Source organism: Kitasatospora sp. UYEF31 (assembly GCF_057291755.1).
In genome coordinates, this window is sequence record NZ_JBXAWK010000034.1 from 12,478 (window position 1) to 25,638 (window position 13,161).

9 protein-coding genes are annotated in these 13,161 nt (G+C 70.6%); 5 read left to right on the top strand and 4 right to left on the bottom strand.

The window, feature by feature from the left end; all coding sequences use genetic code 11:
• Window positions 1-51: 51 nt before the first annotated feature.
• The 3 genes from AC0Z36_RS17940 to AC0Z36_RS17950 all read right to left on the bottom strand — a co-directional run bounded on the left by AC0Z36_RS17940 (window position 52) and on the right by AC0Z36_RS17950 (window position 5,982).
• Window positions 52-3,912 carry a multifunctional oxoglutarate decarboxylase/oxoglutarate dehydrogenase thiamine pyrophosphate-binding subunit/dihydrolipoyllysine-residue succinyltransferase subunit gene (locus AC0Z36_RS17940; protein ID WP_485463927.1) on the bottom strand — a complete coding sequence of 1,287 codons (3,861 nt, stop codon included), beginning with the start codon at window positions 3,910-3,912 and terminating at the stop codon, window positions 52-54.
• 154 nt (window positions 3,913-4,066) lie between these two features.
• Entirely contained in the window at window positions 4,067-5,161 is a 1,095-nt protein-coding gene (locus AC0Z36_RS17945) for a HAMP domain-containing sensor histidine kinase (protein WP_485463928.1), read from the bottom strand.
• Complete coding sequence (locus tag AC0Z36_RS17950) at window positions 5,158-5,982, bottom strand: response regulator transcription factor (protein WP_485463929.1); 825 nt, start codon at window positions 5,980-5,982, stop codon at window positions 5,158-5,160. Before AC0Z36_RS17950 ends, AC0Z36_RS17945 begins: the two co-directional genes overlap by 4 nt.
• Before the next feature lie 177 nt (window positions 5,983-6,159).
• Here AC0Z36_RS17950 and AC0Z36_RS17955 point away from each other — a divergent pair, with 177 nt between their 5' ends.
• From AC0Z36_RS17955 to AC0Z36_RS17965, 3 genes are all read left to right on the top strand, one after another.
• Complete coding sequence (locus tag AC0Z36_RS17955; protein ID WP_485463930.1) at window positions 6,160-6,954, top strand: rhomboid-like protein; 795 nt, start codon at window positions 6,160-6,162, stop codon at window positions 6,952-6,954.
• 191 nt (window positions 6,955-7,145) lie between these two features.
• Window positions 7,146-8,180, top strand: a complete 1,035-nt coding sequence (locus AC0Z36_RS17960) for a phosphatase PAP2 family protein (protein WP_485463931.1) — start codon at window positions 7,146-7,148, stop codon at window positions 8,178-8,180.
• 28 nt (window positions 8,181-8,208) lie between these two features.
• Window positions 8,209-9,717 (top strand): MFS transporter, encoded by a 1,509-nt coding sequence (locus AC0Z36_RS17965; protein WP_485463932.1) that lies wholly within the window; start codon window positions 8,209-8,211, stop codon window positions 9,715-9,717.
• 55 nt (window positions 9,718-9,772) lie between these two features.
• On the opposite strand, the gene AC0Z36_RS17970 is transcribed toward AC0Z36_RS17965, so the two are convergent.
• On the bottom strand, window positions 9,773-10,942 hold the full coding sequence (locus tag AC0Z36_RS17970; RefSeq protein WP_485463933.1) for a citrate synthase: 1,170 nt from the start codon (window positions 10,940-10,942) through the stop codon (window positions 9,773-9,775).
• A 188-nt stretch (window positions 10,943-11,130) separates the two neighbouring features.
• Between AC0Z36_RS17970 and AC0Z36_RS17975 the strand changes: the two genes are divergently transcribed.
• Window positions 11,131-12,357: a citrate/2-methylcitrate synthase gene (locus tag AC0Z36_RS17975; RefSeq protein WP_485463934.1), complete on the top strand. Its 1,227-nt coding sequence runs from the start codon at window positions 11,131-11,133 to the stop codon at window positions 12,355-12,357.
• Window positions 12,357-13,121, top strand: a complete 765-nt coding sequence (locus AC0Z36_RS17980) for an enoyl-CoA hydratase/isomerase family protein (protein WP_485463969.1) — start codon at window positions 12,357-12,359, stop codon at window positions 13,119-13,121. The genes AC0Z36_RS17975 and AC0Z36_RS17980 overlap by 1 nt, the downstream gene beginning before the upstream one ends.
• Window positions 13,122-13,161: the final 40 nt, after the last annotated feature.

Here is a 13,161-nt window from a genome sequence, read left to right on the forward strand (position 1 = left end):
TACTGAGTCAGCCTGTTTGAGCCGTACTGAGTCAGCCTGTTTGAGCCGGTTTCAGCTCATGACCTGGGCCATCAGGCCCTGCTGCTCCGCCTCGTGCGCCTTGACTGCACCCACGGCCGGCGAGGACGACGCCGGACGGGAGACCCGCCGCGGGGTCGGCAGGCCGACCTCGGAGAAGTTGAGCGCGACGAAGGGCCAGAAGCCCTGGTTCGCCGGCTCCTCCTGGGCCCAGATGATCTCGACGTCGGGGCTGTAGCGGGCCAGTTCGGCCTTCAACTGCTCGACCGGGACCGGGTACAGGGCCTCGACGCGGACCAGGGCGATGTCGTCCCGGCCCGACTTCGTGCGGGCGGCCAGCAGGTCGTAGTAGACCTTGCCGGTCGACAGCACCACCCGGGTGACCTTGGCGGCGTCGACCGCGTCGTCACCGATGACCGGGCGGAACTCGCCCGTGGTGAACTCCTCGATCGCCGAGGACGCGGCCTTCAGGCGCAGCATCGACTTCGGGGTGAACACGATCAGCGGCTTGTGGTGCGGGTTGTGCGCCTGCCAGCGCAGCAGGTGGAAGTAGTTGCTCGGCAGGGTCGGCATGGCCACCGTCATGTTGTCCTGCGCGCACATCTGCAGGAAACGCTCCGGGCGGGCCGAGGAGTGGTCCGGGCCCTGGCCTTCGTAGCCGTGCGGGAGCAGGAGCACGACACCGGAGTGCTGGCCCCACTTCTGCTCGGCCGAGGAGATGTACTCGTCGGTCACCGACTGGGCGCCGTTGACGAAGTCACCGAACTGGGCCTCCCACAGGACCAGTGACTTGGGCCGCGCGAGGGAGTAGCCGTACTCGAAGCCGAGTGCCGCGTACTCGCTGAGCAGCGAGTCGTAGATGGTGAACTTGGCCTGGTCGGAGGACAGGTGGGCGAGCGGGGTCCACTCGCTGCCGTTCTCCTTGTCGACCAGCACGGCGTGCCGGGTGCCGAAGGTGCCCCGGCGGGAGTCCTGGCCGGCCAGGCGGACCGGGTGGCCGTCCATCAGCAGCGAGCCGAAGGCGAGCATCTCGCCGGTGGCCCAGTCGATGGTGCCGTCCTCGACCATCGTGGCGCGCTTCAGCAACTGCGGGAGCAGACGCGGGTGCACGTTGAACGAGTCGGGGATGGACACCTGCGAGTCGACGATGCGCTTCACGGTCTCCTGGGAGATCGCAGTCGACACGTACGTCGGGAACGGCAGGTCGGTGACCGGCTTCGACGGCGACACGGCCGGCGGTGCGACCGGCATCATCTGGGTCGACTTGCGGACCTCCGCGAAGACCCGCTCCAGCTGGTCCTGGTAGTCCTTGAGCGCCTGCTCGGCCTCTTCCATCGTGATGTCGCCACGACCGATGAGCGCCTCGGTGTACAGCTTGCGCACCGAGCGCTTCTTGTCGATCAGCTCGTACATCAGCGGCTGGGTGAACGAGGGGTTGTCGGCCTCGTTGTGGCCGCGGCGGCGGTAGCACAGGAGGTCGATGACGACGTCCTTGTTGTACGCCTGGCGGTACTCGAAGGCCAGCTGTGCGACCCGCACGCAGGCCTCGGGGTCGTCACCGTTGACGTGGAAGATCGGCGCTTCGACCATCCGGGCGACGTCGGTGGCGTACACCGACGAGCGCGAGGAGGCGGGCGACGCGGTGAAGCCGACCTGGTTGTTGATGACCAGGTGCACGGTGCCGCCGGTGCGGTAGCCGCGCAGCTGCGACATGTTCAGCGTCTCGGCGACCACGCCCTGGCCGGCGAACGCGGCGTCGCCGTGGATCGCCAGCGGCAGCACGGTGAAGCCCGCGGAGGCCATGTCGATGATGTCCTGTTTGGCACGCACGACGCCTTCGAGGACCGGGTCGACGGTCTCCAGGTGCGACGGGTTGGCGACCAGCGACACCTTGATGTTCGCCCCGTCGACCGAGGTGAAGGTGCCTTCGGCGCCCAGGTGGTACTTGACGTCGCCGGAGCCGTGCATCGACTTCGGGTCGATGTTGCCGTCGAACTCGCTGAAGATCTGCGCGTACGACTTGCCGACGATGTTGGCGAGCACGTTGAGGCGGCCGCGGTGGGCCATGCCGATCACGCACTCGTCGAGGCCCGCGTCGGCGGCGGCGGCGAGCACCGCGTCGAGCAGCGGGACGGTGGACTCGCCGCCCTCCAGGGAGAACCGCTTCTGGCCGACGTACTTGGTGGCCAGGAAGGTCTCGAACGCCTCCGCCTCGTTGAGGCGGTGCAGCGTGCGCAGCTGGTCCTCGCGGGCCGGCTTGGTGAAGGGCACCTCAAGGCGCTTCTGCAGCCAGCGACGCTGCTCGGGGTCCTGGATGTGCATGTACTCGATGCCGATGGTGCGGCAGTACGTGGCACGCAGGACACCCAGGACGTCGCGCAGTGAACTCATCGCCTGGCCGGCGAAACCGCCGACGGCGAATTCGCGTTCGAGGTCCCACAAGGTCAGCCCGTGCTCCAGGACGTCGAGGTCCGGGTGACGGCGCTGCTTGTACTCCAGCGGGTCGGTGTCGGCCATGAGGTGGCCGCGGACCCGGTAGGAGTGGATCAGCTCCTGGACACGTGCAGTCTTGTTGATGTCGTCCTCGTGCGAGGCCGAGATGTCCTGGACCCACTTGACCGGCTCGTAGGGGATCCGCAGCGAGGTGAAGATCTCCTCGTAGAAGTCGCCCTCGCCGAGCAGCAGCTGGTGCAGTCGGCGCAGGAATTCGCCGGACTGCGCGCCCTGGATGACCCGGTGGTCGTACGTGCTGGTCAGCGTGAGGATCTTGCTGATGGCCAGCCGGGACAGGGTCTCCTGCGAAGCGCCCTGGAACTCGGCGGGGTACTCCATCGCGCCGACGCCGACGATGGTGCCCTGACCGGGCATCAGACGCGGCACCGAGTGCACGGTGCCGATGCCGCCGGGGTTGGTCAGCGAGACCGTGACACCGGTGAAGTCGTCCATCGTCAGCTTGTTGGCGCGGGCCCGGCGGACGATGTCCTCGTAGGCCTGCCAGAAGGCGAAGAAGTCCATCTCTTCGGCCTTCTTGATGGCCGCGACGACCAGCTGCCGGTCACCGTTCGGCTTGACCAAGTCGATGGCCAGGCCGAGGTTGACGTGCTCGTGCGTGACCATGAACGGCTTGCCGTCCCGGACCTCGAACGAGTGGTTCATCGCCGGCATCGACTTGATCGCCTGCACCAGCGCGTAGCCGATCAGGTGCGTGAAGGAGACCTTCCCGCCCCGGGCGCGCTTGAGGTGGTTGTTCACCACGATGCGGTTGTCGATCAGCAGCTTGGCCGGCACGGCCCGCACGCTGGTCGCGGTCGGGATCGTCAGCGAGGCGTCCATGTTCCGCACGACCGCGGCGGCGGGGCCGCGCAGGGCCTTCGCTTCCGGGCCTGCGGTCACGGGCGCCGCGGCGGCCGGGGCGGTCGGAGCGGCCAGCTTCGGCTGCTGGGGGTTTTCGGCCGGGACCGGCTTAGCGGTCGTCGGGGCGGTGTTCTGCACGCCGGTGCTCACGATCGGGTGACTCGAGGGCGGAACGGTGGGAGTAGTCGTCACTGCGGAGCCGGGCGGCGGCGAGGGAGCTGCCGGTGCGGCTGGCGGGACGGGCGGCGGCGCGGCGGCCGGAGCCGTCGGCCAGTCCCGCGCGGCGGGTGGTGCGCTCACTGGTTCGCTCAGTAGATCGTTCTGCGGGGACGCGCTCGGCGCACCCGGTGCGGCTTCATCGCCCGACGACCCGGCGGGCGGCGGGGCCGCTTCACCGGTGGGCTTGTAGTCGGCGAAGAAATCCCACCATGCGCGGTCCACGGACTCTGGGTCCTGTTGGTACTGCTGGTAGATCTCGTCGACGAGCCACTCGTTGGGGCCGAAACCGGCCTTCGAATTGTTTGGGGACTGTGACGACACGGCGGCAACCGCCCTCTTCCGCTTCCTCGGTGGTGGACAGCGGAAAACAAGGCTACGCCCATCCCGCGGGTTCCCGCAGGCCGGTCCGTCTACGCGTTGTAGAGATCACAATCTGTGGCCTTGAATGCACCGCTGGTACTGACTTTTGACAGCGTTATTGGCGGAAAACGACCGGCCTGCTCCCGCCTACCGTCACTCCCGGCAACTGTACGAGCATCCGGCAGCCGTAGGGGCCGGTCGGCGGAGGATCGGCGATAGTAATTGTGCCGCCGTGCAGTTCCACCGCCCAGCGGGCGATGGCCAGACCCAGGCCCGTACCGCCCCCGTCGCGGGGCGCCGGCTGGCCGCCGCCCCGGCTGAACCGCTCGAAGAGCCGCCCACGCTCCTCGTGTGGGATGCCGGGCCCCTCGTCCTGGACTTCCAGGCACAGGCCGCCCACGGCCCCGTACGGCCTCGCCAGGACGGTGACCGTGCCACCCGGCGGGGAGTGCCGGCAGGCGTTGGCCAGCAGGTTGACCACCACCTGGTGCAGCCGCTCGGTGTCGGCCACCGCGGTCAGCCCCGGCGGCGACACGTCCACCACCACCCGCACCTGCGGGCGCAGGGCCGCGGCCTCGCCGGCGACCGCCGCCAGGAACGGGGCCAGCGCGAACTCCCGCCGGTCCAGCGGCACCGCCCCGGCGTCCACCCGGGACAGGTCCAGGAGGTCGGCCACCAGGCGGCCCAGGCGCTCGGTCTGCTCCAGCGCGGTGGTCAGGTTCGGGACGTCGGGCCGCTGCACTCCGTCGACCATGTTCTCCAGGAGCGCGCGCAGCGCGGCGATGGGCGTCCGCAACTCGTGCGACACGTTGGCCAGCAGCTCCCGCCGGTGCCGGTCCACGACCTCCAGGTCGGCGGCCATCTTGTTGAACGAGTCGGCGAGCCGCCCCACCTCGTCCCGCGAGGTGGCCCGCACCCGCCGCGAGTAGTCGCCCTGGGCCATCGCCTGGGCGGCCCCGTTCATCTCCCGCAGCGGGGACGTCATGCCGTGCGCGAGCAGCAGGGTGACCGCGAGCGCGGCGGTCAGGGTGATGATGAGCATGTAGCGGAACCGGACGTCCTCGCGCAGGCCGATGATGATCAGCACGGTGGCGGTGCAGACCGAGACGAGCACCAGCACGCCCAGCTTCGTCTTGATCGAGGTCAGCCGGTCCAGCGGACGCAACCCCAGCGGCCTCAGGAAGCGCGGGCGCAGCCCCGGCGGCCTCATAACGCACCGTCCTGCCGGGTGCGCGGGTCCACCGCTTCGGGTCTGTCCGCCCCGCTCGGCCAGGACGCGCCGCCGTCGGCGGACTCCGGCGGCTCCAGCGCGTAGCCGACCCCGTGCACCGTACGGATCCACTGCGGGCCCACCTTGCGGCGCAGGGCCTTGATGTGACTGTCGACCGTACGCGTGCCCGAAGCGTCGACCCAGTCCCAGACCTCGGCGAGCAGTTCCTCGCGGGACAGCACCGCGCGGGGCCTGGAGGCCAGGCACTGCAGCAGGTCGAACTCGGTCGGGGTCAGGTGCACCTCGACGCCTCCGACCTCCACCCGGCGCTGCGTCCGGTCGATCCGCAGGCCGGTCAGCGCGATGTCCTGCGGGACGGCGGCCCGGACCGCGGACTGGGCCGCGTTCCGGGCCCGCTGCACCCGGCGGAGCAGGACGTGGACCCGGGCCGCGAGCTCGCGCATGGAGAACGGTTTGGTCATGTAGTCGTCCGCGCCCACCGCGAGTCCGACGAGGATGTCGGTCTCGTCGTCGCGGGCGGTGAGCATCAGGACGGGCAGGCCCGGGTGGGCGGCCTGGATGCGGCGGCAGACCTCCAGGCCGTCGAGTCCGGGCAGCATCACGTCGAGCACGACCAGGTCGGGGCGGGCCCGTTCGACGCACGCCAGGGCATGCGGCCCGTCGACGGCGACGGCGGTGGCGAAGCCCTCCGCGCGCAACCGGACGGCGACGGCTTCGGCGATGGTCGGTTCGTCCTCGACGACGAGGACGTGCCGACGCGCGGTGGTCGGGGCGGGGACATCGTGACCTGGTTCACGCATGTGACGCAGCGTACGGAGGAAGGGATCCGGTGGGGAGACGGTTGTACTGTGCAAGCTATAGTTGTTTATCGGATCAAAACAGGTGTTCCGCGACAATTAGTCCGTGGAGTGCACGGCCGTGCACTCCACGGCCGTGCGTCCACAGCAGATCGACAACCACGAAAGCGGGGGTACGGAATGACCCAGGTCGTCCGGCGGCCGGAACCCGGCGCCGCACGTGACCGCCGCCGTGGCCCGGTCCTCGACGCCGTGGCCCGCGCGGTCTCCGTACTTCCGACGCCGCGCACCACGCCGTTCACGTTCTGGTACCTGGTCGTGCTGCTCGCCACGACGGCCGCGACCCACGCGATGGCCCCCGGGCTCGAAGAGCGGGTCCTGACCTGGTCCAGCAGCGATGTGGAGCATCTGCTGGCCGACCCGGGACGGGCGCTGACCATCAGCGCCCTGTGGGTGGCCGGCGGTGTCTGGTCGCCGTACTTCCTCGCCTTCAGTCTGGTCCTGGCCCCTGTCGAGCGGCGGATCGGCGCTTGCCGGGTCGCTCTGATCTTCGCCTCGGGGCACATCTTCGCCACCCTCGCCACCGAACTGCCGATCGCCGCACTCGTGCAGGGGGGCGTCCTGCCGGGCAGTTCGGCCGTCCGCGTCGACGTCGGCGTCAGCTTCGGCCTGTACGCGACCGCCGGGGCGCTCATCGGCCTGCTTGAGCCACGCCTGCGGCCGTACGCCCTGATCGCCGCGGTGGGCACCCTCTCAGCGCCGTTGCTGACCGCCGTAGCCGAGGCCGGCGGCGGCGCGCCGGACGTCGACACCATCGCGCTGGCCGGGCACGCACTCTCCCTGCTGATCGGCGTCGCCTGGTGGCCGCGGCTGCGGGCGGCCGGTACGCCCACGTCCGGTCCGCCTTCGGCCGGTACGCCCACGTCCGGTCCGCCTTCGGTCAGCGCGGGGGAACTCGCACGGGTCCCGCGTTGAGGCGGTGAATCTCCAGCCGGGTGTGGAACCGGGCACCCGGTCTTTTAGGGTTACCTGAACGTCCTACCTGGGCCGGACGACCGGTCGATCGGCAACCGGTAATGTCCGAGTCACGTCACTTCAGGTACCTTCGGCCCCGCCGGACACCGTGTGGTGACGCCGCAGGGAGGGCGAAGGACATAGGGGGAGTTGTGGATCGGGCACCGACCAAAACAGGGGCGGCCGGCACGACGACCACCGGCGACGACCGGGCCGGCGACGGCAGGGGCGAAGAGCCGAAGGGCGCGGGTGCCGCGTGTGTACCCGCGGCCCGCAGGTCGCAGGACACCCTGACAGCCAGGACGCCGTCGCAGGGCACCGCCGACGCGGGCACCGCGGAAGCTGAGACCGCGGCAGCCGGCACCAGCGACGCTGACACCGTCACGGCGGACCGGCGCAAGCTGGTCTGGGAGGGCGTCCGCGAACTGCTGCTCATCGTCGGGCTCTTCCTGGTCTACAAACTCGGCCGCGGCCTGTCCGCCGGCGAGGTGGGCGCGGCCTTCGACAACGCCCGCCAACTGCTCACCCTGCAGAAGGACCTGGACCTGCCCGACGAGGCGGCGTTCCAGCAGTGGTTCATGCAGTCGCACGCGGCCGTCACCGCCGCGAACAAGTACTACGCGTGGGTGCACTTCCCGGCCACGGTCGGCTTCCTGGTGTGGATGTGGATAAAACACCGCGACCACTACAAGTGGGTCCGCAACATCCTGGCCGTGATGACCGGGATAGCCCTGGTCGTGCACATCCTCCTGCCGATGGCTCCGCCGCGGCTGATGGAGGGATACGGCTTCACGGACACCGGAATGGCCTCCGGCGACTCCCCGTACTCCGGCGTCGGCGCGAAGATCGCCAACCAGTACGCGGCGATGCCGTCACTGCACTTCGGCTGGTCGGTCGTGGTCGCTCTCGGTGTCACCGCCGTGTGGTGGGGGGCCGGTCCGCGGCGCCGGACCTTCAGCGTCCTGGTGTGGCTGCACCCGGCGATCACCCTCCTGGTCGTCGTGGTCACCGCGAACCACTACTGGCTGGACGCCGTCGCCGTCCTGGTCATCATGGCGGTGGGGCTCGTCGTCGTACCGGGGCCGGGCCGGTCCGCGCACCCCTGGGTGAAGAAACTGGTCCCGGCACGCCTGAAGCCGCACCCGGAGGGCGGCCGGCCCGGCCGCCGGGCATCATCGGACGCATGACCGAGGCAGCACACGACCGGGACAGCGCATGACCGACGCGGGGACCGTCGGACAGATCAGGTTCGGGACACCCGCGGCACGCGGGATCCTCCTCACCACGATCCTCGGCTCCGGCATGGCGATGCTCGACGGCTCCGTCGTCTACGTCGCACTGCCGAAGATCGGCGAGGACCTGGACGCCCCGCTGTCCGCCCTCCAGTGGACGGTCAACGCGTACACCCTCACCCTCGCCGGGCTGATCCTCCTCGGCGGCTCCCTCGGCGACCGGCTCGGCCGCCGCAAGGTCTTCGTCGTCGGCGTCGTCTGGTTCGCCGCCGCCTCCGCGCTGTGCGGCCTGGCCCCCAACGTTGAGACGCTCATCGCGGCCCGCGCGCTGCAGGGTGTCGGCGGGGCGCTGCTCACCCCCGGGTCGCTGGCGATCATCCAGGCCACCTTCCACCCCGACGACCGGGCCAAGGCCATCGGCGCGTGGTCCGGGCTCGGCGGCGCGGCCATCGCGGTCGGGCCGTTCCTCGGCGGCTGGCTGGTCGACGCGGTCAGCTGGCGGTTGATCTTCCTGATCAATCTGCCGCTCGCCGCGGTCACCGTGTGGGTCGCCCACCGGCACGTCCCCGAGACCCGGGACGAATCGGCCCACGGCCGCTTCGACCTCCCCGGAGCCGCACTGGTCGCCTTGTTCCTCGCCGGTCTCACCTGGTCGCTGATCGAGGCCGTCGACCGACCCGTACAGGCGGCCGTCGTCGGTGTCGCCGGGCTTGCCTTCGGCGTCGCGTTCATCGTCGTCGAACGCCGCGGCGCCAACCCGATGCTGCCGCTCGACGTGTTCCGCTCCCGGCGGTTCAGCGCGGTCAACGCCGTCACGTTCTTCATGTACGCGGCGCTCTCGGCGATCACGTTCTTCCTGGTGCTCCAGTTGCAGATCGTCTCCGGCTACACCGCCCGCGCGGCTGGCGTCGCCACCCTGCCGGTCACCGTGTTCATGATGTTCCTGTCCGCCAGGGCGGGGGCGCTGGCGAAGAAGATCGGGCCGCGCTGGCAGATGACGATCGGACCGCTGCTGATCGCCGCCGGACTGATGCTGATGCTGCGCATCGGCTCTGACGGCGACTACTGGACCGAAGTGCTGCCCGGCGTTGTGCTGATGGGCCTCGGCCTGGCCACCGCGGTGGCCCCGTTGACAGCCACGGTGCTGGCCTCGGTCCCGGTCGGGCGCGCGGGGATCGGCAGCGGCGTCAACAACGCGGTGGCCAGGGCCGCCGGGCTGCTCGCGGTGGCCGGACTGCCGGCCGCCGTCGGCTTGGTCGGCGACGGCTACCAGCAGGCCGGCCCGGTCGACAGCGCCTTCGACAAGGCGATGATCGCCTGCGCGGTGATGATGGTCGTCTCGGCGCTGCTGGCCTGGTTCACCGTGCCGGGCGACGCCCTTGAGGACCTGCCCGGCGATGCGCCGCACCCCGAACCGTGCCGGCACGGCGGGTGCGAGACCTGCGCACCGGCGCTGGAGCCGGGACTGCCGGGCGACACCGGGAAAACCTGACCGGTCAAGACCTTTGCGTACGGATGACAAGTGGTCGGCCGCCGACTGCCGGTGGTCAGCCGGGAACCGGCACCGGCTGCGGCGGCACCGGACCCGTGTAGCGCGCCGACGGACGGATGATCTTGCTGTCGGCGGCCTGTTCGAGGGCGTGCGCGCACCAGCCGACCGTACGGCTCACTCCGAATGTCGGGGTGAACATCGACCGGGGCAGACCGCACTGCTCCATCACCACACCCGCCCAGAACTCGACGTTCGTGTGCAGCTCGCGACCGGGCTTCAACTCGGCCAGCACCTCGACGACCTGCCGCTCCACCAACCCGGCGAACTGCGGAAGTTCACCACCCAGGCCGTACGCGATGCCGCGCAGCAGCCGGGCGCGCGGGTCCTCGGTGCGGTACACCGGGTGGCCGAATCCCATGATCCGGTCCCCGGCCAGCACTCGTTCGCGCAGCCAGTCGCGGGCCCGCTCCGGGGTGCCGATCGCGTCCAGGGTGTCCAGGGCCCTGCTGGGCGCGCCGCCGTGCAGGGGGCCGGTGAGGGAACCCAGCGCGCCGTTCACACACGAGGCCAGATCCGCGCCGGTGGACGCGATCACCCGGCCGGTGAAGGTGGACGCGTTGAAACCGTGGTCGACCGTGGAGATCAGATAGCTCTCGATCGCCGCCGTCCGCTCAGCTGACGGCAGTTCACCACTGAGCATGAACAGGTAGTTCGCCGCGTACGACAGATCCGCGTGCGGCTCGACCGGCTCCAGGCCCTGCCGCAGCCGGTGCAGCGCCGCGACGACCGTCGGCACCACCGCGGTGAGGGCTAGCGCGTCCCGCCGCCGGTCCTGCGGTGCTGTGTCGTACAGCGGCCGGAACCCGAAGGCGCTGCCGAGCAGCGGCAGGATCGCCTTGAGGCCCTCCAGTGGCCCTGACGTGGCCGCCGCCACCGGGGCGAGAAGCGGCCGCACGGAGTCGGGGACCCGCCGCAGCGGCGCGACTCCGGCGGCGAACCGGGCCCGCGCGGCGCGGTCAGTCGGGAGCGTCCCGTCGAGCATCAGCTGCCAGACGTCCTCGAAGGTGCGCTGCTCCGCCAGTTCGACGGCGGAGAACTCCCGGTAGTGGAAGAACCCTTCGCGACCCCGGACGTCGCCGATCGTGGTGTCGGTGACTATGACTCCGGCGAGTCCGCGCGGCACCTCGACGGTCGCGTCGGAGCGGGTGTCCGTGGTGGTGGACATGGGTGACTCCTGATGGGGAGAAGGTGCGGTCCGCGGGTGCCGGAACCGCCGAGGCCGACTTTCCCCCTCGTGTCCGCGTACTGTCAATGTTGATCCAGTCAATGTGAGCACTGAAAACGCTGACCGAGTAGGGTTCAGCCGGTATCAGTGAATTCGTACATTGACTCAATCAATGCTGGAGGGGCGGCATGGAAGCCGAAGGTACGGCCGGGCACAGGATCACCGCCGAACAGGTCGCCGACCGGCTCGGGGTCAAGGTCGAGACGGTGTACGCGTACGTCAGCCGGGGACAGCTCACCAGCGTCCGCGCACCCGGCGGACGCAGCAGCCTGTTCGCCGCGACGGAGGTCGAACAGCTCGCCCGGCGGGCGGCCCGGGGCCGGACGCCGAAGCCGGCCGCGGCCGACGTGGCGACGGAACTGACCCTCATCCGGGGCGGCCGGCTCTTCTACCGGGGGCGCGACGCCGCCGAACTGATGAGGCGTCACCGCTACGAGACCGTGGCGGACTTCCTGTGGACCGGGTCCCTCGACACCGGAGCCGCCTTCGCGTCGACGCCGGGGACGGTGTCCGTGGCCCGGGCCGCCGTGGCCGCACTGCCGCCCCGGGCCAGGCTCGCCGACCGGCTGCGGGTGGCCGTGGCCGCCGCGGGCGCCGTCGATCCGCTGCGGTTCGGCACAGACCGCGGTTCGGTCGTCGCGGCGGCCGGTCCACTGCTCGCGGTGATGGTGGAAGCCCTGCCACTCAAGGGAGTTGAGGCAGCGGTCGACTCCTCGCTCGCGGACCGGCTCTGGCCCCGGCTGACCTCCCGGCAGCCAGACCCGGCCGGGATCGCCGCCCTGGACGGGGCGCTGGTGCTCATCGCCGACCACGACCTCGCGGCCTCCACCTTCGCCGCGCGGATCGCCGCGTCCGTGCGAGCGGACCCGTACGCCGTCGTCCAAGCCGGGCTCGGGGCACTCGACGGACCACTGCACGGTCTCGCCAGCTCGGTCGCCTACCGGTTTTTGACGGAGGCCCAGGCGGACCCGCCCGCGGCGCTCGCCGAACGCCTGCGCAGCGGGGTCCCGGTGCCCGGCTTCGGCAACCCGGCCGGACAGTACCCGGACGGCGACGTGCGGGCGGTGGAGCTCTTCGCACTCCTGGCCGACGGCGGGGCGCTGGAGACCGTGCGGGTGCTGTGTGACGCGATGTCCCGGCGACCCGGCGGAAAACCGAAGGTCGACCTCGCCTTGGCCGCGCTGTCGCTGCGGTACGCAATGCCCGCCGACGCGGGCGAGGCAGTCTTCGCGGTCGGCCGCACCGCCGGGTGGATCGCGCACGCGCTGGAAGAGTATGAAGCCGCGCCGAACCGCTTCCGGCCTACCGGTCGGTACGTCGGCGTGGTGCCACACGATGAGGAAAGCGGGCGTTGATGCAGGTTGACGGGCTGGTTCTGGAGACCGACGGCGCTATCGCGACGCTGCGCATCGACCGGCCGCAGGCGCGCGGTGCCCTGACGGCCGCCATGTGGGCGGCCGTTCCCGGGATCCTGACGGGCCTGGAGAAGGACCCCGAAGTGTCGGTACTGATGCTGACGGGCAGTCAAGGCGTCTTCTCCGCCGGGGCTGACATCCGGGAACTCCAGGGCCACTACGCGACTTCGGAGAGCGCCGACGCCTACCACGGGCTCAACGCCGCGGCGGAGCAGGCGCTCGCCGCCTTCCCGAAGCCGACGATCGCGTACGTGGAGGGGCCGTGCGTCGGCGGCGGCTGCCAGTTGGCGGTGGCCTGCGACCTGCGGTTCGCGGCCGAGGGGGCCAGGTTCGGGATCACTCCGGCGAAGCTGGGGATCGTCTACGACCCCGGCTCGACGCGTCGGATCGTCGAGCTGGTCGGCCGGTCCGCGGCGAAATACCTGTTGTTCTCCGGCGAGTTGATCGATGCGGGGCACGCGCTCCGGATCGGCCTGGTGGACGGCGTCAAGACCCGGGACGAAGCGTATGAGTTCGCCCGTACGATCGCCTCCCGGTCCCAGCTGACGGTCCGTTCGGTGAAGGACGTCATCGACGGTGCGCCGCCGGAGCGGATCGCGGCATGGGAGCGGATCTCCCGCGGTTCGGCCGAAGTCCGGGAAGGACTGGCCGCGTTCACCGAACGGCGGGCTGCGGAGTTCAGCTGGAACGGGGAGCGTCCGTAGGTTCGCGGGTCTGTCGGGAGATCGTCCGGAAAGTCCGGAA